Annotated in this window: 24 protein-coding genes; 9 read left to right on the top strand and 15 right to left on the bottom strand. The window is 69.6% G+C overall.

All coding sequences use genetic code 11. The features are described 5' to 3' along the window. Positions 1 to 115 precede the first annotated feature (115 nt). A complete protein-coding gene (locus LT965_RS08515; protein WP_232700323.1) occupies positions 116 to 3,181 on the bottom strand; it encodes a dipeptide ABC transporter ATP-binding protein in 3,066 nt (1,021 codons plus the stop codon). A gap of 90 nt (positions 3,182 to 3,271) precedes the next feature. Between LT965_RS08515 and LT965_RS08510 the strand changes: the two genes are divergently transcribed. Next, positions 3,272 to 3,769 carry a DUF7529 family protein gene (locus LT965_RS08510; RefSeq protein WP_232700322.1) on the top strand — a complete coding sequence of 166 codons (498 nt, stop codon included), beginning with the start codon at positions 3,272 to 3,274 and terminating at the stop codon, positions 3,767 to 3,769. A 27-nt stretch (positions 3,770 to 3,796) separates the two neighbouring features. On the opposite strand, the gene LT965_RS08505 is transcribed toward LT965_RS08510, so the two are convergent. Then, complete coding sequence (locus tag LT965_RS08505; RefSeq protein ID WP_232700321.1) at positions 3,797 to 4,411, bottom strand: DUF5806 family protein; 615 nt, start codon at positions 4,409 to 4,411, stop codon at positions 3,797 to 3,799. Positions 4,412 to 4,716: 305 nt separating this feature from the next. Here LT965_RS08505 and LT965_RS08500 point away from each other — a divergent pair, with 305 nt between their 5' ends. The 3 genes from LT965_RS08500 to LT965_RS08490 are packed head-to-tail and all read left to right on the top strand — an operon-like array spanning position 4,717 to position 6,095. Further along, positions 4,717 to 5,076 (top strand): HalOD1 output domain-containing protein, encoded by a 360-nt coding sequence (locus LT965_RS08500; RefSeq protein WP_232700320.1) that lies wholly within the window; start codon positions 4,717 to 4,719, stop codon positions 5,074 to 5,076. A gap of 58 nt (positions 5,077 to 5,134) precedes the next feature. Beyond that, positions 5,135 to 5,503: a universal stress protein gene (locus tag LT965_RS08495; RefSeq protein ID WP_232700319.1), complete on the top strand. Its 369-nt coding sequence runs from the start codon at positions 5,135 to 5,137 to the stop codon at positions 5,501 to 5,503. A gap of 1 nt (position 5,504) precedes the next feature. Further along, complete coding sequence (locus LT965_RS08490) at positions 5,505 to 6,095, top strand: GNAT family N-acetyltransferase (RefSeq protein WP_232700318.1); 591 nt, start codon at positions 5,505 to 5,507, stop codon at positions 6,093 to 6,095. Here LT965_RS08490 and LT965_RS08485 read toward each other — a convergent pair. Beyond that, entirely contained in the window at positions 6,092 to 6,535 is a 444-nt protein-coding gene (locus LT965_RS08485) for a universal stress protein (protein ID WP_232700317.1), read from the bottom strand. The genes LT965_RS08490 and LT965_RS08485 overlap by 4 nt on opposite strands. A 75-nt stretch (positions 6,536 to 6,610) precedes the next feature. Here LT965_RS08485 and LT965_RS08480 point away from each other — a divergent pair, with 75 nt between their 5' ends. The 4 genes from LT965_RS08480 to LT965_RS08465 all read left to right on the top strand — a co-directional run bounded on the left by LT965_RS08480 (position 6,611) and on the right by LT965_RS08465 (position 10,094). After that, complete coding sequence (locus LT965_RS08480; RefSeq protein ID WP_232700316.1) at positions 6,611 to 7,042, top strand: universal stress protein; 432 nt, start codon at positions 6,611 to 6,613, stop codon at positions 7,040 to 7,042. 39 nt (positions 7,043 to 7,081) lie between these two features. Continuing rightward, the gene (locus tag LT965_RS08475; RefSeq protein WP_232700315.1) at positions 7,082 to 8,110 is read left to right on the top strand and encodes a hypothetical protein; all 1,029 of its coding nucleotides are present in this window, start codon (positions 7,082 to 7,084) and stop codon (positions 8,108 to 8,110) included. 63 nt (positions 8,111 to 8,173) lie between these two features. Next, the gene (locus LT965_RS08470) at positions 8,174 to 9,256 is read left to right on the top strand and encodes a DHH family phosphoesterase (protein WP_232700314.1); all 1,083 of its coding nucleotides are present in this window, start codon (positions 8,174 to 8,176) and stop codon (positions 9,254 to 9,256) included. 40 nt (positions 9,257 to 9,296) lie between these two features. After that, entirely contained in the window at positions 9,297 to 10,094 is a 798-nt protein-coding gene (locus LT965_RS08465; protein ID WP_232700313.1) for a BtpA/SgcQ family protein, read from the top strand. Here the strand turns inward: LT965_RS08465 and LT965_RS08460 are convergent. The 4 genes from LT965_RS08460 to LT965_RS08445 form a co-directional block, all read right to left on the bottom strand. Beyond that, on the bottom strand, positions 10,091 to 10,999 hold the full coding sequence (locus tag LT965_RS08460; RefSeq protein WP_232700312.1) for a carbohydrate kinase family protein: 909 nt from the start codon (positions 10,997 to 10,999) through the stop codon (positions 10,091 to 10,093). The two genes, LT965_RS08465 and LT965_RS08460, sit on opposite strands and share 4 nt — an antisense overlap. Beyond that, positions 10,999 to 11,436 carry a DUF5807 family protein gene (locus LT965_RS08455; protein WP_232700311.1) on the bottom strand — a complete coding sequence of 146 codons (438 nt, stop codon included), beginning with the start codon at positions 11,434 to 11,436 and terminating at the stop codon, positions 10,999 to 11,001. Before LT965_RS08455 ends, LT965_RS08460 begins: the two co-directional genes overlap by 1 nt. Before the next feature lie 41 nt (positions 11,437 to 11,477). Further along, complete coding sequence (locus tag LT965_RS08450; RefSeq protein WP_232700310.1) at positions 11,478 to 11,897, bottom strand: 30S ribosomal protein S6e; 420 nt, start codon at positions 11,895 to 11,897, stop codon at positions 11,478 to 11,480. Positions 11,898 to 12,367: 470 nt separating this feature from the next. Next, complete coding sequence (locus tag LT965_RS08445) at positions 12,368 to 13,837, bottom strand: aldehyde dehydrogenase family protein (protein WP_232700308.1); 1,470 nt, start codon at positions 13,835 to 13,837, stop codon at positions 12,368 to 12,370. Between the two features lie 89 nt (positions 13,838 to 13,926). Between LT965_RS08445 and LT965_RS08440 the strand changes: the two genes are divergently transcribed. After that, entirely contained in the window at positions 13,927 to 14,205 is a 279-nt protein-coding gene (locus LT965_RS08440; protein WP_232700307.1) for a WNWW family protein, read from the top strand. 4 nt (positions 14,206 to 14,209) lie between these two features. Here LT965_RS08440 and LT965_RS08435 read toward each other — a convergent pair whose 3' ends face one another. The 8 genes from LT965_RS08435 to LT965_RS08400 form a co-directional block, all read right to left on the bottom strand. Then, positions 14,210 to 14,800 (bottom strand): nitrous oxide reductase accessory protein NosL, encoded by a 591-nt coding sequence (locus LT965_RS08435; protein WP_232700306.1) that lies wholly within the window; start codon positions 14,798 to 14,800, stop codon positions 14,210 to 14,212. A 29-nt stretch (positions 14,801 to 14,829) separates the two neighbouring features. Then, on the bottom strand, positions 14,830 to 15,747 hold the full coding sequence (locus LT965_RS08430; protein ID WP_232700304.1) for an ABC transporter permease: 918 nt from the start codon (positions 15,745 to 15,747) through the stop codon (positions 14,830 to 14,832). Beyond that, complete coding sequence (locus LT965_RS08425; protein WP_232700303.1) at positions 15,744 to 16,685, bottom strand: ABC transporter ATP-binding protein; 942 nt, start codon at positions 16,683 to 16,685, stop codon at positions 15,744 to 15,746. Before LT965_RS08425 ends, LT965_RS08430 begins: the two co-directional genes overlap by 4 nt. Beyond that, complete coding sequence (nosD, locus tag LT965_RS08420) at positions 16,678 to 18,057, bottom strand: nitrous oxide reductase family maturation protein NosD (RefSeq protein WP_232700298.1); 1,380 nt, start codon at positions 18,055 to 18,057, stop codon at positions 16,678 to 16,680. Before nosD ends, LT965_RS08425 begins: the two co-directional genes overlap by 8 nt. Before the next feature lie 6 nt (positions 18,058 to 18,063). Next, positions 18,064 to 18,798, bottom strand: a complete 735-nt coding sequence (locus LT965_RS08415) for a hypothetical protein (protein WP_232700297.1) — start codon at positions 18,796 to 18,798, stop codon at positions 18,064 to 18,066. A gap of 185 nt (positions 18,799 to 18,983) precedes the next feature. Further along, positions 18,984 to 20,993, bottom strand: a complete 2,010-nt coding sequence (nosZ, locus tag LT965_RS08410) for a TAT-dependent nitrous-oxide reductase (RefSeq protein WP_232703571.1) — start codon at positions 20,991 to 20,993, stop codon at positions 18,984 to 18,986. Between the two features lies 1 nt (position 20,994). Continuing rightward, positions 20,995 to 21,489, bottom strand: a complete 495-nt coding sequence (locus LT965_RS08405; protein WP_232703570.1) for a plastocyanin/azurin family copper-binding protein — start codon at positions 21,487 to 21,489, stop codon at positions 20,995 to 20,997. A gap of 190 nt (positions 21,490 to 21,679) precedes the next feature. Continuing rightward, positions 21,680 to 22,198 (bottom strand): plastocyanin/azurin family copper-binding protein, encoded by a 519-nt coding sequence (locus LT965_RS08400; RefSeq protein ID WP_232703569.1) that lies wholly within the window; start codon positions 22,196 to 22,198, stop codon positions 21,680 to 21,682. Positions 22,199 to 22,270 lie beyond the last annotated feature (72 nt).

The raw sequence follows: 22,270 nt of genomic DNA, 5'->3' as shown, positions 1-22,270 counted from the left end.
GATGAGTCCGTCACTTAATAATACCGGAGAATACTGGACCAGTACCAACGCCTAAATACGATAACTGTTAACATGGTATGGCCCGACTATATGTGGGTCGCCGACCCACCGAGCGTTACTCGCCCGGGCCGTCGAAGAGGTAGCAGGCGACCGTCTGCTCGTCGCCCTCGAGCGGCGGTTCCTCCCGTTCACAGGGACTCTCGAACGTCTCGGCGAGGACGTCGGCCGCCTCGTCCCAGTCCTCGGTGGCGAGCGCGTCGAACGCGTGGTCGACGACGTCACGGACCTCACCCGACGGGTCTGTGCTGAACTCGCGGTTCCACAGCTCCCGGACGAACGCCTCGCGGTCGGCGTCCCGGCCACCGTCGGCCTGCGCTCCCGCCGGTTCGACGGTTCCCGGCTGCCCGGCGCTGGCGTCCTCCCAGACGGCGTCGAGCGGGATGTTGCGCTTCTCGACGGACTCCCGGAGGTCCATCACCTCGCGGAACACGTCCTGGTCGACGTCGAGGTCCGCCGGCGGGATGACCTCGGGGCACCGCGTCCGGAAGCGGCAGCCAGACGGCGGGTCGATGGGGCTCGGGACGTCGCCCTCGAGGAGGATGCGGTCCTCGTTGGTCGCCCGCGGGTCCGGGTCGGGAATCGAGGAGAGCAGCGCGTTCGTGTAGGGGTGTTTCGGGTCGGCGAACAGCAGTTCCGTCGGCGCCGTCTCCACGACCTTGCCGAGGTACATCACGGCGACGCGGTCACAGATGTGCCGGACGACGGAGAGGTCGTGGGCGATGAACAGGTACGTCAGCCCGAACTCCTCCTGGAGATCCTCCATGAGGTTGAGGATCTGGGCCTGCACGCTCACGTCGAGGGCGCTCACCGGTTCGTCGGCGACGATGAAGTCTGGGTCGACGGCGAGCGCGCGGGCGATGCCGACGCGCTGGCGCTGGCCGCCAGAGAGCTCGTGGGGGTAGCGGTCGTACTGCGCGGGTTCGAGGCCGACGGCGGTCAGGAGCTGAGTGACGCGGTTGCGGCGCTTGGCGCGCTTGGAGTCGCCCGCCGACACGTCGACGTGGACGTCCGTGACGCGACCGTCGTCGCGCGTAATGCTCGTGTTCACGTCGAGGTGCTTGGCGACGTCGATCTCCACCTCGTCGCCGGCGACGGTGACAGCGACCGGGACCACGGCCTCGCCGTCAGTGATGTTGACGAGCGCGTCGACGTCGTCGGCGACGTTGACCGTCACCGCGTCTCGCTCGATGCCCTCGACCGTGACGTCCGCGCGGGCGGTGACCTCGGGGTCGCTCTCCGGGAGGCCGTGGATCTTCAGCGGCTCCACGATCGTCTGCCCCACGCTCTGTCGGGGGTCAAGGGAGGACAGCGGGTCCTGGAAGATCATCTGCATGTCGCGGCGCTTCCCGCGGAGTTCGTCGTCGCTCAGTTCGGCGACGTCCTCGCCCGCGTACAGCACGCGACCGTCCGTCGGTTCGAGCAACCGGAGGATTGAGCGACCCGTGGTCGACTTCCCGCAGCCCGACTCGCCAACGAGGCCGAGCGTCTCGCCCTCGTAGATGTCGAAGTCGACGCCGTCGACGGCCTTCACGGTCTGGGGTTCGTCGGCCAGCCACCGGTCGAGCCAGCCGTCTGCGCGCGAGAAGTACTTCCGAAGGCCCTCGACGTGCATCAGCGGTTCGCCGGTGAACGTCCCGGATTCGGCAGCCATCCCCTTCTCGGCGCCGTACTCGGAGGTGTCGAACTCCTCGAGCACGCACTTCGAGCGGTGGTCGACGTCCTCCGGGCCGTGCTGGAGGTACGGAATCTCGCCCTCGGTGCACTCCTCGTGGGCCCACGGACAGCGCGGCGCGAAGTGGCAGCCGTCGGGGAGGTCGATGAGGTCCGGGACGTTGCCCTCGATGGGCTGGAGGCGCTCGGTGTCCTCCCGCGGGATGGACTCCAGGAGCGCGTACGTGTACGGGTGGCTCGGGTCGTGGAAGATGTCGTCCACGGGACCCTCCTCGACGACTTCGCCTGCGTACATGACGGCGACCCGGTCACAGGTCTCCGCGACGACGCCGAGGTCGTGCGTGATGAACAGGACGCTCATCCCGAACTCGTCCTGGAGGTCGTTGATGAGGTCGAGGATCTGGGCCTGGATGGTGACGTCGAGGGCCGTCGTCGGTTCGTCGGCGACGAGGAGTTTCGGGCGGCAGGCCAGCGCGATCGCGATGAGGACGCGCTGGCGCATCCCACCGGAGAACTCGTGGGGGTACTCGTCGAGGCGCGCCTCGGGTTCGGGGATGCCGACCTCGTCGAGGATGTCGACGGTCTCCTGGACGATCTCCTTGTCCGTGTCGCCCCGGGAGAGCGCCTCCCGGATGCCGTTCAGCCACGTGTCCTTCTTCTTCCCGCCGTGGCGGTGGAGCCGGAGGCTCTCGGCGATCTGCTCGCCGACAGTGAGCGCGGGGTTGAGCGACGTCATCGGGTCCTGGAAGATCATGCTCATCTCGCCGCCCCGGACGTCCCGCATCACGTGCTCGGGCGCGGTCGTGAGGTCGATTCTGGCGCCCTCCAGTCGGACGTGCTCGTGGCCGTTCTCGTGGTCGCGGAGGACGTCCCAGGGATCCGCCGACGAGTCGACGTCGCTCCCCGGCGCAGGGACGACGCGGGCGTCCTCGACGAAGATGAAGCCGTCGAGGGCGTCGGCGACGGCGTGGTCGAGTTCGGCGCCAACCTCGTCGGGGTCGTCGCCGTCGTCCAGCCGGTCGGCAAACTCACGGAGGTCCGACGCGAGGTCGTTCGGGTCGTCACGGGCGTCGAGGTCCTCGGCGATACCGCGGAGTTCCGCTGGCGTCGAGCCCACGTTGGCGTCACCACGCAGGTCCGCGGCCAGTTCCCGGCAGGCCGCCACGAGGTCGTAGGGATAGGAGGCGACGGCGCCGCCGTGGTTCGCGGCGAGGCGGGCCGCCAGGTCGGGGTCGTTCAACGTCATCTCGCCGCCGACGACGTCGCCCGGGTCGTCAACGAGTTTCATCGCGGAGAGCGCAGTGACGCTCTTCCCCGATCCGCTCTCGCCGACCAAGCCGACCGTCTGGCCTTCCTCGATGTCCAGGTCGAGGCCGTCGACCGCCTTCACAGCACCGCGGTCCGTGTCGAACTGCGTCCGGAGATTCGAGATGGAGAGGAGGCTACTCATTGCCACACACTGGTGACACGGGACGCATATACCTTCCGCCATACTTGCCGATAAGGAAGGTTTTTGCGGGTGGCTGTCGGTTCACGACGCATGCCCAACGACTCCGACCCCGCCGGAGAACCGGACAACCCCACGGCGGACGCGATGCCCCGCTGGGAGCAAGTCGTCGACGACATGGCCGCGACTGCCGAGGAGTACCGCGAGCGCGGCTGGGACGCCCACGAGATCCACCCGGGCGACGTCGCCATCCTGACCGGCGACGTCGACCGCACGGGCATCGAGTTGCTCGCACCGGACAACGAGTTCGACCCAGCCGTCGAGGCGTTCGACGAGGCTGGCGGCTTCGACAACGCCCAGGTGTTCCGCGGAGACACCGCCGGAACCGTCTACGTCGTCGTCGCCCTCGAGGACCCGGACGCGGAGACGGCGGTGCTGTTCCCGGCGTACTTCAGCCCCGGCGAGCACGAGGAGTTCGTGGAGATGGTCGAGGAAGAGGGCGAGGTACGCACCCACATCCGACCGCTCGACGAGCGCCGGGTGCTCACGTTCACCCACGAGGATCCGTCGCTGTTCCTCTCCGAGCAGTAAGTAGCAGACGGCGTCGCGACCGGAGCGTCAGTCGCCGCCGAACTCGTGCCCGCAGTTCGGGCACTCCGTGCCGTCGTGGCGGAGTTCGTCGCTCGCCGACCGGACGTCCCGCATCACCGTCGAGATGCGTTCCTCGGCCGCGAGCTCCTCCTCGACGGCGAGGTCGACGCCCTCGACCTCCAGGAGGAACTTCGCCACCTCCGTCACCTCGTACATCAGGTCGTCGAGTTCGTCCGCCGTGAAGAAGTCGCACATCGCGCCGTAGAGGAAGGTCGCGCCGGCCTTCCGCACCTTGTCCTCGAACGCCGACCGCGCCTGGTTGACGGCCTGTGGGCTGTACGTGTCGGTCATGAACGGCACGAGTTCCGGGAGGTTCTCGCCGATCTTCGTCATCTCGACGCCGGTCTCCGTGCGGAAGTCCGCACAGAGCCGCGCGATAGCCCACTCGCGGGCGGTGATGTACGTGCGGTCCCGCAGGAACTCGTTGACGCGGTCGTACTGCGCGCCGTCCATCTTCGAGAACCGCTTGTACTCCCGGACGTCCCGTGGCACGTCGGAGTCGGGTTCGGGGTCGGCCGCGGCGACCGGTTCGACCGCGGGCGCGAGGTCCCACTCGGCCGGCGGAGCACGCTGTTCGGGCATGCCCGGGGATTGCCGGGGGGGTCGCAAAAGCGTGTCGGGCGGGAGACTCCGACTGCAGGGAGAAGTCCCCGGTTGCGCGAACGGCGAACGGAGTGAGCGAAACGACCCGCGAGGCACGGGAGACGCTGAGCGAAGCGAAGCGTCTCCTGGTGCACGATCAGCGAAGCGAGCACCCGCGACCTGCCCGAGCGACGGCCGCTACCCCTTGGATTTTCTAAGCTATCAGATTGCTCCTAAACAAAGTATATGGCTACGACCTCCCTACGCCCGCTGTGGATAACGACCCTCCTCCGGCTCCCCCCGAGGTGTCAGAGCTCGACGTCGATTCGATAGATCGGAGCGAAGCGGTCGATTACAGTCCCGAGACGGATACCTACCGCACGTCGTTCGACGGGAGTACCGAGTCGGTGAGTATGGCGGTCGTCTCGACGGTCGCCGTCGTCACCGAGACTGGGCCGACGTCGCTGCCGACGCTCAACGACGTGCTCGACCCGGAGGCACTCGACAGCCTCGTCGAGCGGCGAGACCGCGACTCGGCCGCGAAGGACTTCCGACTCTCCTTCGAGTACGCCGACTGTACGGTGACCGTTCACAGCTACGGCATCATCGCCGTCCGCCCGCCAGCCGTCGACGCGACGGGTGCGCGCGGCGACGGCGGCGGATGAACGCCGGCGCACGACCACCGACCGAACGCTTTTGCCGGGAGGCAGTGACACTCCGACTATGAACGTGCTGCTGGGAATCGGGGGTGCCGACGACTCGCTCGACGCCCTCGAAGAGACCGTCACGCGCGCGGTAGACGCGGGCGACGACCTCACCGTCGCGGTGGTCGAGAACCCCGAGAGTGACCGGGTGCCCGAGGAACTCGTCGACGCCGCCAAGGCGGCACTCGAGGACGCGGGACTCCCCAGAGACGTGCGACGACTCTCCGGGCACCCGGGGAGCGCCATCGTGGAACTCGCGGAGTCCGAGGGGTTCGACCAGATCGTCCTCGGCGGCGGCCAGCGCAGCCCCATGGGGAAGATACGGCTCGGCCACATCTCCGAGTTCGTGCTGTTGAACTCCCGCGTGTCGGTGAAACTGGTGCGATAAGATGGCTGGCGAACGCATCTACCCCGAGACGGTCGCCACAGAGTTCCCGCAGCCACCCGTCTCGTTCACGGACGCGGAGGGGAGACCCATCGAGGTGCGGGCGTACGAACAACACGGCCCACCGGACGCGACCCTCGCCACCGACGAGGAGAGCGACCCACCGCCGGAGGACGCGGCCTTCGAGCCGCTCGTGGCGATGTACGCGGACTTCGACCCGGCGGACCGCGCGCAGGGCGTGCCACCGGTCGGAGAGGTGCGAATCCGGGACTGGCTCGACACGCTGCTCGCACGGGAGGGCTTCGACGTGCTGGCGTGGCACGAAGACAGCGTAGCGGGCCACGCGACGCTCGTCCCCGACTCGGGGGAGACGTACGAACTCGCCATCTTCGTCCACCAGGACTACCAGGGCGCGGGCATCGGCACGCGACTCATCGAGGCGCTGCTCGGTCACGGCCAGGCACACGGCGTCGAGTACGTCTGGCTGACCGTCGAACGGTGGAACCGGCCGGCGGTCGCGCTCTACGAGAAGGTGGGCTTCGAGACGGCGGCCGCCGAGAGCTTCGAGATGGAGATGTCGATTCGGCTGAACTAGACGGAGAGAACGGGCTGGCTGGCGTACAGCAGGACGTACTCCGCGGCCTTCTCGAGGACGTCGCCCGCGTCGCCACGCAGTCCCTCGCGGGGGATGGCGAGGAAGTCGGCGTCCACGTCGTCCGCGCAGTCGAGGATGACGCTGCCGGGGTGCTGGAGTTTCCGCGACGTGGAGAAGCCGTACGCGATAGAGGAGTCGACGCTCACACCCTCCGGCGCGAGCGCCTCGATCTCCGCGAGGAACGTGTTCGTGTCGTCGACGACCTCGTCCTCGGCGACGTTGCCGGCGTCGATGCTCCGCGTGACCGTCTCGCCGAGGACGTACAGCGCGTGCACGTCGGCGCCGTAGCGTTCGGCGATGGCGACGGCGTACTCGACGGCCGTGACGGAGGCCTCCGTGCCGTCCACCGGGACGAGGACGGTGTCCACTTCGAGGCTCATGGAGTGGACTGCGCCGCGGGGCTACTAAAGCGCTCCGCGTGTGGGTTTAAGGTGTCCGGCGCGGAACGACGTCGTATGATAGAGACGGTAGTCATCGCGACCGACGGCTCCGAGAGCGTCGGGCGCGCGGTGGACGTGGCCCTCGACGTCGCCACGCGGTTCGACGCCGAGGTGCACGCCCTCTACGTTCTCGAGGAGAGCGAGGTGGAGACCGCGCCCGAGGAGGTCCGCGACGAGATGCACGCGGCCCTCGAGTCCCGCGGCGAGGACGCGGTGGCGAAGGTGGCCGAGAGAGCACAGCGGGACGTCACGACGGCGGTGCGCGAGGGGCGGCCGCCCGCGGAGATCAGTCAGTACGCCCGCGACGTGGACGCCGACGTGGTCGCGACCGGGACCCGTGGCCGCCACGGCGAGAACCGCTTCTTCATCGGGAGCGTCGCAGAACGCGTCGTGCGGACGTGTCCGGTTCCGGTGCTGACGGTCCGCCAGCTCGAACCGGAAACGTAACACGAGACTTATTCCGGCGCCGAGCGCAGTGCTCGGACGATGCCCTCCACGAACCGACGCCGCTTCCTCGCGACCGCAGGCGCCGCAGCCTCGGCCGCACTCGCCGGCTGTACCGCGCTCGGCGGCGGCCGCCCGGACGTCGACACCGGCAGCGGCCTGAGCGAGGACACGAGCCAAGCCCTCGAGAACGACGCCGTCTACCTCGCGGGCGACACCGGGGACCTGCCGACCCCGCCGAACACCGCAGACACCGTCGAGGACGCGGACGCCGTACTCGCCACCCCGAACGCGAACCGGGCGACCCTCGTGCGGGCGTTCCGCGCCGGTAGACCCGTGGCGTTCGCGACGGGCAGCGGGTTCGACGCGATGACGGGACTGCTGGAGAGCGTGCGCCAGGAGTACTCGTTCGGCGTCGAGGCGGTGAGTGCGCGCCCTGTCAGCGTGGTCGTGGCGGTGCCGGAGAACGGCACCGTCGAGACGTACACGTTCGTCGACGAGGGCGGCTGGGACGACCCGGTCCTCGACCCCTTCGGGTGGGCACTCGTCGGGCGCGTCCCGGAGTGCAAGACGTTCGTCCCCGAGTCGTCGATGGACGACGCCTTCGACTACGCGGGCGCCGCGAACGTCGTCGGCCGCCTCGACAACGGGGAGGCCTACGCCTCGCGGACGGTCGCGTCGGTCAGCCACCAGGACACGGGTCAGTACGTCCGCCTGCGGACGACGCTGCACGCCGAGGCGAACGACGGGTTCGCCGTCGAGGAAGCCAGCAGGGAGGCGGACTTCCCGGACGACCAGCGCCTCCACGACGTCTTCCCGAACGCGCACACGCGGAACGGCGTGCAGGTCGCGAACGTCTCGGACACGATCCGGAGCACGTTCGCGGTCGAGGTGACCCCCGAGAACGCTCGCGCGAGGAGCGCGCTCACCGGCTGTGGCGGCCTGCAGACGGAGGGGAGCGTCGGCTACGACCACCGGACCAGTTTCCAGTGGAAGCGCGACGACCTCCTCGGCGCCGACCGTCACTACGCCACGGCGACCGGCCGCGGCGAGTGGCACCTCGACACCTGAGACCGGCGTCCTCGCCGACCCCCGAATCGCGGGGTTCTTTGCGCGTCCGGCCCACCAGCCGGTATGGAAGACTGGGTCATCGAGGACGAGGGCTTGCCGCTCGAACGCAAGTCACTGCTGCCCGGGAAGGGCTTCTTCGTCCCGGACGACGTCCGCGAGGAGCAGAAGGACCGGGAGATCAGAGAGCGCATCGAGGGCGCGAACGTCGTCGTGGTGGCGGACCCCGACGCCGACGGACTGGCGTGTGCGGCCACCATCCGCGAGGTGTACGGCGAGGCGGCGCTCGTGCCCGCCGGCCCCCACGAGATCGAGGACGGCCTGCGCCGCGCCGCGGAGTTCGGCGCCGACGACTGCCGCATCTTCGTCTGCGACCTCTGCCCGGACAAGTTCCGGTACGTCGAGGACGAACTCGCGTACGCCGTCGAGCACGCCAGCGAGGTCCGGTGGTTCGACCACCACCAGTGGACCGAGGAGACGGCCGAAGCCGTCCGCGAGGCAGGCGTCGACCTCGTCGTCGGCGACTCCGAGGAGGAGTGCACCGCCGACGTCGCGGTCCGGAGTCTCGGCGAGGGAGCGGTCCCACAGCACCTCGAGGAACTCGCCGTCGTCACCCGCGACCACGACCTCTGGCTGAAGGAGGACCCCCGAAGCGACGACCTGGCGGACTACTCCTACTGGACGGACCCCGAGGAGTACATGGACGTCGTCCAGGAGCACGGCGCCGACCTCCCCGAGGACGTCCTGGAGTTCCTCGCGGAGCGCCGCGTCGAGAAGAACGACCTCATCGACCGGGCGGTCGCCCGCGCGGCGATGAAGGAGATCGGTGAGTGGACGGTCGGCGTCACCTACGGCCGCTGCTCGCAGAACGAGGTCGCCGAAGCGCTCCGCGAGCAGGGCGCCGACGCCGCCGTGATCGTCAAGCCCTCCGGGAGCGCGAGTATCCGCGGCACCGAGGGCTTCGAGCGCGCCCACGAGGTCGCCCGCCAGGTCAACGGTGGGGGCCACCCGAAGGCCGCCGGCTGCAAGCCCGACATCTACGAGGACATGATGGACTACGCGAACCACTGGACCTCCCAGGGTGCGACCGCGAAACAGGTCATCCTCGACGCGTTCCGCAACCTCGAGGACGAACCGGCCGAGAACTGACGTCGCGGCGTTTATCCTGTCGCCCGCCGTCGACCGGCGTATGAGCCTCGACTTCGATTCTGATCGAGCGGTCGTCGGGATGGTCCACCTCGACGCGCTCCCCGGCGCCCCCGGGTTCGACGGCGACCGGGCCGCCATCCGGGAGCACATGCTGCGTGACGCCCGCCGCCTCGAATCGGGCGGCGTGGACGCACTCATGCTGGAGAACTTCGGCGACGCGCCGTTCTACGCCGACGACGTCCCCAAGCACGTCGTGGCGTCGATGGCCGCGCTCGCCGACGACGTGCGGAGCGAGACGGACCTCCCTCTCGGCGTCAACGTGCTCCGGAACGACGCCGACGCAGCCGTCTCCGTCGCGGCCGCGGCGGGCGCGGAGTTCGTGCGCGTGAACGTCCACGCCGCCGCCCGCCTCACCGACCAGGGCGTCGTCACCGGCGCGGCGGCCGAGACGGTTCGACTCCGCGAGCGCCTCGACGCCGACGTCTCGATTCTCGCCGACGTCGACGTGAAACACTCGGCACCACTCGCGGAGCGACCGCTCTCCGAGGAAGTCGCGGAACTCGTCGAACGTGGCTGGGCCGACGGGCTCGTCGCCAGCGGCAGCGGCACCGGCCACGCGACCAGCCTCGACCACCTCAGGAGCGTGGTGGCTGCCCGCGACGAACTCGGCGTCGACGCCCCGGTATTCGTCGGCAGCGGCGTGACGCGGGAGACGGTGGCCGAGACCCTCGACGCCGCGGACGCCGTCATCGTCGGGACGGCGCTGAAGGAGAACGGCGAGACGACCGCACCCGTCGACGAACAGCGCGTCCGGCGCCTCGTCGACGACGCGCGCTAGTCCGGGAGGTCGTCTCTCGCGGCGAGCGCGCCTCTCGCGCCCGCCGCGGTACAGTTCTGCGCCGCGGCCGCGGCAGCGATTCGTCCCGCCGCTTCTGCCGACCGCTCACCGAGCAGCCACGCGTGAACCAGCGCCGCGGTGAACGCGTCGCCGGCGCCCGTCGTGTCCACGACGTCGCGCTCGTCGGCACCGACGTGCACCACTTCGCCGTCGCCGAGGTACGCGCCGTCGCTACCGACCGTGACCGCCACGCGGTCGGCGCCGGCAGCGGACAGCGCCTCGACGGCCGCCCGGGGGCCGCAATCGAGGTAGGAGCGCGCGGCCACCTCGTTCGTGACGAACAGGTCGACGGTGGCGGCCGCGCTGTCGATCGTCTCGCGGGTCGCTCCCCGGCCTTCGAGTTCGGAGATGGGGCCAGCGAGGTCGAAGACGAGCGCCGAAATCTCGCCAGTCTCCCGCATCGCCACGAGTTCGCTGACGACCGCGTCGGGAGCGTAGGCGCTCGTGAACACGCAGTCGGCGTCGCGGCAGCGCTCGCGGTCCGCCTCATCGAGGCGGAGTTGCGGGACGCTGTCGCCGCCCGCGACGATCATCCGGTCGCCGTCCGGGCCGCGGAGAATCAGGCAGTAGGAGGAGTCCTCGTCCCCGCGCCGGACGCCGGTGGCGTCGACGTTCCAGTCGGCGAGGGATGCGAGCACGCGGTCGGCCGCGTCGTCGTCGCCGACGCGGGAGACGACGCTGGCGTCGTGGTCGAGCGCGGAGAGCGCGCAGGCGACGTTCGCGGCGACGCCGCCAGCGCGCTCCTCGTAGTCGCGGACGAACGCGCCGCCGTCGGGTTCCGGGAGGTTCGACAGGCCGTAGACGCGGTCGAGCACCGCGCTCCCGACGGCGACGACGGTGGCCATCAGCGCTCTCCGGCCACCCACTTGTCGGAGTAGGCGGTGCCACAGGCGCAGTAGACGTAGGCGTGGATGACGTCGCCCTCGGCGTAGAGACCGCCGACCTCCTCGTTCTGTGCTTCCGCGAACGAGAACACGAACTCGGCGTGGTGGTCCTCCGGGCCGCCCTCCGCGTCCGGACAGTCCCCGCCGACGAGGTCGGCGTCGACGTGGCCGGGGTTGTCCATCGCGGTCGACCCGAACTCCATGGCGGCCATCCCAGTGATCTTCTGGAAGACGCTGCGGCCGCGTTCGCCGTCGACGACGAGGACGACGCCGTCCCCGACGCGTTCGGCGTCGTCGCGGTCGGCGAGTGAGTCGACGTCAGAGACGTACGAGTCCGAGAGGTAGAGCGCGACGTGGTCGGTTCGGTCGCCAGCGAGATAGGCGTCGTAGTCGCTCACGACACCGGGTACGCGACCGCCGCGAAAAAGCGTGGCGTTACTCAGGCTTCGGCCGCTTCCTCGTCGGCCTCCTCCTCCTCGCCCTCGCCGTAGAGGGACTCAACGGACTCGTCGCCGCGCTCGGCGACGGCGACGTTGAGCTGGACGGTAGCCTCGGAGACCTCCTTCCCGCGGACGCTGACGCGCTTGCGTTCGCCGTCGGTGGTCGGCTTGAAGCCGGGGCCGCCCGACAGCAGGACGTCCTGCAGTCCGGCGCCGGCGACGTCGGGGCGCATCGGTCGGCCGGCGGCGTCGCTGCCGCCGGTGATCTCCACGGTGTAGCCGTCGAGGCCGACTGCCTCGCCGTCGACCTCGTCACCGATGTCGAGACCGAGGAAGCGGTTCGCGTCCTGTCCGTCTACCTCGCGCTGGTAGGTTCGCCCCGACTCGGGGTCGGCGACGACGACCTGGAACGTAGCCATGCGTGAAACGAGTCGGGCGCTGTTCAAAAACCCGTCGAAGCGACCGAGCAGCGACGCTGGCGCGCTTCCCGGAGAAATCCGGAGTTGCGGCGGTAGTGGCGAGCAGGCGACCGGGCTGTCCGCAGGGTGGTGGTCGCACAACCGCTGGCACCCTGCGGTTTCGTTCACAGCATAGCCCGGGTTGGTCCCGCTCTCCTACTTGAACCTACGCAGGAACCAGACAGGGACACAGCCGGAAGCGGCTAGCATCCGGCGACCGAGCGGGCCGTCAGGCCCCAGAACGTCGTCGGTTCACCGCGCCGCAGGCGCGGGCCGACGAGCGACCACCGGGAGTGGTTCGAAAGGCGCGAAGCGCCTTTCGTCATCACGAAAGACGGCGAGCCGTCTTTCGAACGACGAGGAGTGCTTTTTCCGCACGTATTTGCAAGCGAGGGCGGCCTCAGGCCGCCCGAGCGCTGGAAAAAGTGCGTTTAGAAGGGATAGTCCCGCTCGTCGCGCTGCACGCTGATCCACTTCTGTTCGGTGAACTCCTCGAGGACCGCCTCGCCGTTGTACCGGCCCATGCCGGAGTCGCCGACGCCGCCGAAGGGGACGTGGGGTTCGTCGTTGATGGGCTGGTCGTTGATGTGGACCATCCCGGTGTCGATGCCGTCGGCGATGTCGCGGGCGCGGCCGACGTCGCCGGCGTGGACGCTGCCGGAGAGGCCGTAGTCCGTCGAGTTGGCCATCTCGACGGCCTCGTCGTCGTCGCTGAACGGGATGACGGGGGCGACGGGGCCGAAGTGCTCGTTGCACGCGGCGGCCATGTCGTTGGTAGCGTCCGAGAGGACGGTCGGTTCGACGACGAGGCCGTCGTGGCCGCCGCCGGTTTCGAGCGTGGCGCCGGCATCGACGGTCTCCTCGACGTAGTCGAGAATCTGGTCGCGCTGGGACTCGTCGATGATGGGGCCAACGACCGTCTGGGGGTCGTGGGCGCTCCCGGTGGGCAGCGAGTCAGCGCGCTCGGTGAGTCGCTCGACGTACTCGTCGTAGACGTCCTCGTGGACGAGGTGGCGGTTGACGGAGATGCAGACCTGCCCGGAGTGGAGGAACGAGCCGAAGACGCCGCCGTCGACGGCGCGGTCGAGGTCGGCGTCCTCGGTGACGACGTGGACGTTGTTACCGCCGAGTTCCATCGCGGGCGTCGCGAGGTTCTGGGCCGCGGTGCCGGCCACGTGCTTGCCGACCTCGGTGGACCCGGTGAACGCGACGACGTCGGCCTCGGGGTGGCCGGCGACACGGTCGCCGACCTCCGACCCGCGACCGGTGACGACGTTGAGCACGCCGTCGGGGAGGCCGGCAGCCTCGAACAGTTTCGCGAGCAGGAGCCCGCCCGTGACGGGCGTGTTCGTCGCGGGCTTCAGGACGACGCTGTTGCCGGCGGCGATGGCGGGCGCGACCGCGCGGGTCGAGAGGTGCATCGGGAAGTTCCACGGCGAGATGACGCCGACGACGCCCTTCGGTTCGCGGACGACGATGTTCTCCTTGCCGGCGACCGTCGACTCGTGGTGGTCACCGGACATCCGTGTGGGGAAGGAGGCGGCCTCGCCGGAGATGCCGACGGCGGTGTAGAACTCGGCCATCCCCTTGGTGCGCGTCGACCCGGACTCCGCGGCGAGGAGGTCGAGCACCTCGTCGCGGTGTTCTTTCAGGAGGTCCTGTACGGTTCGGACGACGGAGGCGCGCTGCTGGGGCGGTTTCGCCGCCCACGCCTCCTGTGCGGCCGCGGCCGCCTCGTAGGCGGCGTCGACGTCGTCCGTGGTGCCCGCGGGCACCTCGGTGAACTGCTCGCGCGTCGACGGGTCCTCGACGGAGAGGGTGTCGTCGTCGGTCGGCGGGACGTACTCGCCGTCGATGTACTGTACGGTCCAGTCGACGTCGGTGAGGTCGAGGTCGGACATCGAGGTGAGCTTGGGTTTCCACAGTGGTAACGTTACCCCAATCCGCCCCACCCGAGTGTTGAAGCCACGCGGTGCCCTAGTTCCGCCTGATGGACCGCGAAGTTCTCATGCTCCACCTGCGACAGGCGTTCGGCGGGACACCAGCCGAGCGGCGCACGGTCGCACGGGCTGCGGGGGACCTCGTGGACGCGGGGAAACTGGAGGACGACCTCGACGTGGAGTTGACGGCGGACGTCGTCCTCGAGCAGCTCTCGGACGCGCCCGAGGGGACGCCTGCGGAGCGCTGGAACTGGTGGATGGGCGCTCTCGAGGCGTCCCACGGCGGCTACCGGCAGTTCCGCGTGACGGCGTGGGCCGAAGAGGAGTGACCGGCTACCGGGAGGACTGGAGGAACTCCCGGTCGATGTCGTCGAAGGCCACCGTCTCGCCGCCGTGCGTGCTGACGAACTCCGAGGCGTCGCTGTCGTCGGAGAACGGGAGGAGTTCCGTGCCCATCCCGCCGTGGACGCGGCTGCCGGCGACGTACGTCAGCGCCTCGGCGTCGCCGAACGTGTCGGCGGCCGTGTGGCTGGTGATGTACTGCCGACCCTTCCGCTCGGTGAGGTCGTAGTCGACCGTCGAGTAGTCCGTCACGTAGATAGCGTCGGCGGTCCACCCCTGCTGCTCCCGCGCGAAGTGGTAGGGGAACAGGCCGACGGCGAGCGTGTGGAACCACGCGGGGTTGTCGTGGCCCTCGGGGCTGTGGTCCGCGTAGAATATCTGGCCGTTCGGGCCGAAGTGCTCGCCGATGAGCATCCCGCCCTGGTCGTCGGCCTTGCCGCCCGAGAGGTCGACGGGGTCGGGTTTCGGGCCGGCTTCTTGGTCTCCGGAGGCGCCGCCGAGCACGGTACAGCCGGCGAGTGCGGTCGTGAGCGCTGCGGCACCGGTCGCGAGGAACGCGCGTCGATTTGTGTGTCGTGTCATAGTAGGGGATGGAGTCGGATCGCCGGTGGTCAGACCGACCGACGGCGGAACGCGAGCACCGCGCCGCCGACCGGCAGGACGATCCAGGCCACCAGCGCCGCGAGGAGTACGGGCGTCGTCAGACCGGTGCCGGTGAGCACGCCGGCGATGCCGCCGGCGGTGGTGGAGACGCCGCGGAGCACGAACACGCGGAAGAGGTCCGCGGGGTTCGCGAGCACGGCGGCCGCGACGACCCACTGCGGGAGGTCGAAGGTCGCGACGAGGCCGAGCGCGACGAGGTCGTGGACGAGGACGAACCACACCCACGCGGCGAGCGCGGCGCCGAGCGCGTGGGTCTTCTCGCTCGCGAGCGTGGACGCGAGGACGCTGACGCCGAGGAACGCGAGCGCGGCGCCGACCGCCGTGAGGACGACGGTCGCGTACGAGCCGAGCACGCCGAGGCCGGCGAACCGGACGAGGAGTGCGCCGCCGACGGCGAAGCCGACGAGCATCCCGCCGGCGAGTGCGGCGGCCCGCCCGAGGTACGTCCCGGTGACGACGGCGGCGTTCGACAGCGGGAGCGCGAGCAGCATCTCCAGGGAGCCGCTCTCGTCGGCGCCGACGATGGTGTCGATCCCGACCGCGAGCGCGGCCAGCGGCACGACGTAGACGCCGAGTTGCGCGAAGCTCGCGAGCACTGCGCCCACCCGCGTGGGGCCGACCGCCGACCCGCCGAGGAAGACGAGCGCGACGGAGAACAGCGCGAACAGCACGGCGATGCCGAGCGCCCAGCGGCGCCGGACCGCGAGGCGGTACTCCCGGACGGCGACGAGGGCCGTGTCGACTGCGGCCGCGCGGAGCGTCGACGCTGTCCCGGTGGCGGTCCGGCGCTCGGTCTCGAGGCCGAGTTCGACGCCGGCGTTCGAGACGCCGCTGCCGTCCGTGGTGGCGGTCTCGTCGTCGGTCATCGGCGCTCACCTCCCGTGAGGCCGCGGTCGGGGGCGACGGAGTCCCGGAACACGGCGTCGAGCCCTGGCTCCGCGACCTCGACGTCCGCCACCTCGGCGGCGTTCCGCAGGTCGTCGAGCACGTCGAAGACGGCGGCGCGCTCGCACTTCAGGCGGAGCTGTGGCGGGTCCGCGGCGACGGCGACGACGCCTGCGCTGTCTGCCAGGTAGTCGGCGGCGCTCTCGGCGTCCTCGACCGTGGCGACCACGGAGACGCGCTCGCCCGCGGCGCGTCGGAGGTCGGCGACGTCGCCCTCGACGGTGACCGTCCCCTCGTCGAGGATGGCGACCCGGTCGCAGAGGCGCTCGATCTCGCTGAGCACGTGGGACGTGACGACGATGGTGACGGCGGTCTCCCGGGAGAGCGTCTCCACGATCTCGTGGAAGTCCGCGACGCCCGCGGGGTCGAGGCCGGCGGTCGGTTCGTCCAGCAGGAGCACCGAGGGGTTGCCGACGAGCGTGGTTGCGAGGCCGAGCCTGCGGTTCATCCCGTTGGAGTAGCCGCCGACGCGGCGGTCGGCGGCGTCCGCGAGGCCGACCGTCTGGAGCACCTGCTGGACGCGCTCGGCCCGGACGTCACCGGGGACGTCGCGGACGCGCGCGTGGAAGTCGAGCACCTCCCGGCCCGTGAACGACGGCGGGAAGCCGGCCTGCTCGGGCAGGTAGCCGACGCGCTCGCGGAGCGCGGTGCCGGCGTTCGGGGAGAGCCCGCCGACGGAGACGCTGCCCGCGTCCGGCGTCGCGTGCCCGACGAGCATCTTGAACAGCGTCGTCTTGCCGGCCCCGTTGCGGCCGATGAGGCCGAACGTCTCCCCGCGGTCGACGGAGAGGGAGACGCCGTCGAGGGCGGTGACGGTGCCGTAGCGCTTCGCCACGTCTCTGAGTTCGATCTCACTCATAGTATCGCCTCCAGTCGTCGTGTGCGGGGGCCGCGAGCGGGTGGTGGTCGACGACGCCCGGCGTCTCGAGCAGCGGCACGGAGCGCGTCGCCAGTCGCACGGCGTCGAACGCCGGGCTCGACGCGAACACCTCCACCTCCGGGTGTCTGTGGCTCAGGTCGTCGAGGACGCCGGTCGCCTGGAACCGGACGTCGCTGACGCCGTCGTGGTCGACGTCCACGGGTCGGGCGCCGTCCCAGTAGTTCCCGCGGTCGCTGCCGTTCCAGGCGACTTGCTGGCCGATGACCGCCTTCATCGCGTCGTCGTTGTCGACGAAGGAGTTGCCGTGGGCGCGGGCGTCGGTGCTTCCCGCGGTGAGGTGGACGCCGACGTCGTTGGCGAGCACGAGGTTGTCCGTGACGTCGTTGTCCATGGAGTTGTAGACGAACAGCCCGTTGCCGTTGCCGACGAGGTCGTTGCGGGCGATGCGGGTGTGGTCGACCTCCTTCAGGAGGATGCCGTGTCCGCTGGTCCCCGAGTTGTTGACCGCGACGTTGTCGACGATCTCGAGGTTGTCGGAGACCATCAGCGCGTAGCCGACGTCGTTGCCGAACGCGGTGTTGTTCGCGAGGCGGTTGTCGTCGGAGTACATGTAGTGGACGCCGTAGCGGAGGTCCCACAGCGTGTTCTCGCGGGCGGTGACGCCCGAACTCCACGAGAAGTAGACGCCGTCGCGGACGTCCGTGATGGTGTTGTTCTCGATGACGGCGTCGCGGGCCTCCCAGAGCTGGATGCCGTTGCCGCGGTCGGAGAACCGCTCGATGGACGCTCGCCCGACGATGGTGGCGTCCCGGACGGTGGCGTCCGTGGCGCCGTCCACCCAGACGCCGAACGTCGTGTTCGTGACGCGGACGCCGTCGACGGTGGCGTTCGCGCCGGCCAGCCAGACGGCGGCGTCGTTGTCGGTGGTGGAGTAGCCGGCGTCCTTGACCCAGACGTCCCGGACGGTGACGTCGGTGGCGTTGACGGTCAGTACGGTCCCGTCGCCGGTCCCGGAGACGACGGACTCGGCGGGGGAGGCGCCGACGATGGTGACACCGCGTGTGTCGACGCTGACGTCGCCGTCGACGGTGCCCTGGACGCGCACGGTGTCGCCGGGGGCGGCGGCGTCGAGCGCGCCGGCGAGCGTGTCGAAGCGCTCCCCGTCGACGCTGGCGTGGCCCTCGTCGGGCGGTGCCGAGAAGTCGTACTCGGCGGGCACGTCCGCGTCGAAGTCGACGCTGCGGTCGGTCCCGGGGTCCGCTGTGGGGCTGGCGACGACGGCGCCGACGCTCACGACGAGCAACACCGCCGTGACGGCGGCGAAGCCGCGCTCGAAACGGCGGTCAGTCACGGGCGCTCACCTCCCACCCGGTTCCTCGGCGTGGGCGGGATCCTCTGGCGCGTCGTCGCCGAACCGGCGCGCGAGCGCGGCCCAGAGGTCCCCGGGTGTGGTGTCCCGGTCGCGGTAGTAGAACGCCACCGCGAGCAGGCCGACGGCGACCATCGAGAGGTACGCGCCCAGCCCGAACCGGGAGTGGCTCGTGATGTTCGCGACCTGGTAGCTCCCCCAGAGCGGCGGCGTGAACCCCTCGACGCCCATCACCGGCGCGGCCGGGTCGAGCGTGTGCCCGGTCTGGTAGAGCCGGTACTGGATGTCCGCGAGCATGACGCCGAACACCGCAGTGGTGCCGACGAACTGCGCGGTGAGCCCGCGCTTGAGCTTCCGGGTGGTCGGCGCGAGCGCGACGAAGACGCTGCACGCCGACACGGCGACGAACGCGAGCGGCCCGAACGACCACTCGGGGACGTCGACCGCCCGGGGGTGGGGCTCGTAGTTCGGCTGCCAGTACACCGGATCCGGGTAGTAGAACCCGATGTACTTGTTCAGATTCGCCATCTCCACGTAGTCGCCGGTGATGCGCGGATAGGCGTACAGCTGCAGGTGGAGCGTCGTACTCGGGTACTGGACGGCGTCGACGCTGATGCGCCACATCGGGAGCGCGAGCGCGGCGACGAACAGCAGCGCCGCCAGCACCGGCAGCCCCCGACGTAGCTGGTAGAACGCCGTCCGCTTGGGGAGTTCGTAGTCCATGGTGTCACCTCGTCCGGGGTTCGTCTGACGAACCACCGGTGACGGCCACGCGGGCCACAGTGGGGACGGCGCCAGATACTAGCACGCCGTCCCGCACCGCACCCCGGGCGACCGCCGGTAGTCGTCGGCGCCGGCCGGATGGGCCGACGTTCGAGTCGGCCCCGGTGGCCGACCGTCGAGTGTCGTCAGTCGCGCGGTTCCACGATCATCCGCGAGCGCATCTCCAGGTGGAGTGCGCTGCAGAAGTACGTGCAGTAGAACCAGTACACGCCGGGTTCGTCCGCGGTGAACGTCGCCGACCGGGTGTCCTGGGGTGCGATGGCGAGGTGGACGTCGTACTCGGGAATGGCGACACCGTGGATGATGTCGCGGACACCCTCGATGTTCGTCACGGTGAACGTGACCTCGTCTCCCTCCTTCACCGTGAACTCCTTGAGGCCGAACTCGCTGCGCATCGAGGACATCTTCACGTCCACGGAGCGCTCGCCCGTGCGCTCGACGCCCGAGTCGGACTGCTTGACGAACTCCTTCTCGCCCTCATAGTCGGCCTTGTCGTACGTCGTCGCGGGGTCGAGTTTGTCCCGGTGGGCGAACACGCAGTCGTGGGGTTCGGGGTACGCCGGGTGGTCCGCGACGAGTTCCATCTCCTTGTCACCCTGGCCGATGTGGATGAGCTGGTCGTTGTCCGGGTGGATGGGGCCGACCGGCAGGAACCGGTCCTTCGAGAGCTTGTTGAGGCTGACCAGCCACTCGCCGTCGGGGTCGGTGGTCATCGCCTCGACGGCCTGGATGTGGCCGGGGTTGTAGTGGACGTCCTGCTTCTCGATGACGGGGTCCGTCGACCCGGCCTCGGCGTCGACGGCGGCCTCGATGTCCCACTTGGCGGCCTGCGAGTCGATGAACAGCGACGTGTACGCGTGTCCGTTGCCGTCGAAGGTCGTGTGCAGCGGACCGAGACCGACCTTCGGCCGGCCCGCGACGACGTCGTCGGGGTCACTCGAGGAGTCCAGGGCCTCGATGTCGAGCATCGTCACCGTCGGCGACAGTTTGCCGGCGATGAACGCGTACTTCCCGTCCGGCCCGACCTCGACGCAGTGCGGACTCTTCGGCGTCGGGATGTAGCGCACGATGGGGCTGTCCCCGCTGTTCAACGAACTGTCCTGCGTGCCGTCGACGACCGGCACGCCGTTGACCTCGCGGTAGTTGCCGGCCTCGACGGCCTTCTCGATCTGGGGCACGTCGAAGGCCTTCACGTAGTCGCGGTCGTCGTGGGTCATCCCGGAGACCTCGGTGGCCTCCTCGGAGTTGTACGCCGACGCGATGGCCCAGCGGCCGTCCTTGTCCGTGTCGACGATGTCGAGGTTACCGTCGACCTCGACCTGCCACTCCGTCTCCATCGTCTGCGGGTTGATCGCGGAGAACAGCGCGGTGTACTTCTCCGGGTTGTGGACGTCGCGGCCGTCGTTGGGCAGCGGCGTCCGGAACTCGCCGTTCCCGAAGATGTAGCCCGTGTCGGGGCTCTGGACGGCGCAGCCGTGGACGGACTGGACGTTCGGGACGTCCGTGATGGCGTCCGTCTCGAAGTACTTCAGGCTCACGCGGGCGATGCGACCGTTGGCCTTGTCGTTCACCCAGAGGTACTCGCCGTCGTAGTCGCCGTCCGTCTCCGAGAGGACGGGGTGGTGGTTGTCGCCCCACGTGTAGTCGCCGGCGCCCTCCAGCATCTCCCGGGTCTCGTCGTCGAAGCCGTACCCCCGGGAGGCCTCCTTGTTGAACACCGGGATGCGCATCAGTTCGCGCATCGACGGGATGCCGACGATGCGGATCTCGCCGGACTGGCCGCCCGACCAGAAGCCGTAGTACTCGTCGTGTTCGCCCGGCGGGACCTTGTGGTCGGGCGCCGACCCGCTCTGGCTGCCACCGTTGTTCGAGTTCCCGCCCGAGCCGCCTCGGTTGATGATGTCGCCGGAACAGCCCGCGAGCCCGGCCATCGCGCCGGTCGCGACGCCGGCCTTCACGAAGTCGCGGCGGTTCAGTTCGAGACCCGCCAGCTCCAGCGTCGGCGAGTCGTCGCCCCGTGGAGTCGGTTCGTCGACCTCGGCGAGGAGGTCCTCGATCTGGCGTTCGTGTCGCTCGACGACCGCCTCGGGGTCGAGTTCGGTGCTGTCGGTGCCGTCGGACGGCGAATCTGTCATTTCAGACCACCTTGATAGTGCCGACCATCCCGTTCATCTCGTGGGGGATGCAGTAGTACTCGTACGTGCCGGTCGTCTCGAACGTGTGCTCGTAGGTGCCGCCCTCCTCGATGTTCCCCTCGTCGGGGTAGGCGTCGGTGGCGGCGCTCTCGCTGTCGAACCCGCCGGACGCGAAGTACGCCGCGCCGTCGGGGATCTCGTCCTCGTAGGCGGTGACCGAGTGGGCGACCGCACCGACGTTCTCCCAGGTCACCGTCGTCCCCGCCGACACCTGGATCTGCTTCGGCGCGAACGCGAGTTCGTCGTTCATCTCGACGGTGCTGGTCTCCGTGAACGACCCCGAGTCACCACTGCTCCCGGAGTCGTCGGACGCGGTGGTCGTCGTGTCGCCACCGCCGTCGTCGCTCTCCCCGGACCCGGAGGAACAGCCCGCGAGCGCGAGCGCGCTCGCTGCACCTACCGATGCCAGGAACGTACGTCGTGAGTGTTCCCTCATACTCTTGCCTCGTCTGGGCCTCAGAGTGGGTTCCACGTAAACCAGCAAGCAGAGTACAGGAAGTCGGGAACGCGGCCGAATATGTTAGTGAGGTCGTTGGTAAGGCGCGTGTGGACCCCCACAGGCTCCAGTGAGTATCGGTAGCGTTCGAGAAGGAGACCGGCTCGCGTGGAGTGCGGTTGGGGGTGCGTTACTCGACGACGACGGTGCCGACCATGTTGGACGCCGCGTGCGGCACGCAGACGTACGTGAACTCGCCGGTCGTCTCGAACGTGTGCTCGAACGTCTCGCCCTGCGCGACGGTGGCGTACGGGTCACCGTCCTCCGGCATCGTCCCGAACCCCTCGGCACCCTCCGGAATCGACACCTGATCGTCCATCTCCGGCCACGCGGAGACGTTGTGGCTCGGGCTCTCGAACTCCCAGGTCACGGTGTCCCCGCTCGAGACGGTGATCTCCTCGGGTTCGAACACCAGTTCCCCGTCCGGTCCCGCGGCGACGACGTTCCCGCCGCCACCGCCGCCCCCTGTTTCGGTCGTTTCCGTCGTCTCCGTCGTCTCCGTCGTCTCGTCGCCACCACCGCCCCCTGGGTCGGTCATCTCGCCGCCACCGTCGCCGTCCCCGCCGCTACCTCCACAACCTGCGAGTGCCACTGCACTTGCGACGCCGACGCCAGCCACGAACTGTCGTCTCGAATAGGACTCGTTCATGTACGGAGGTACGTCCGCGAACCCCCTAAACCCCGCGCAGAGCCGCGGTGGGGGTTCGAGGGTCAGGTCAGG

Source organism: Halobacterium wangiae (assembly GCF_021249345.1).
GTDB lineage: Archaea > Halobacteriota > Halobacteria > Halobacteriales > Halobacteriaceae > Halobacterium > Halobacterium wangiae.
Note: the sequence above shows the minus strand (reverse complement) of the source record. Positions and strands in the feature narration are given on the sequence as shown.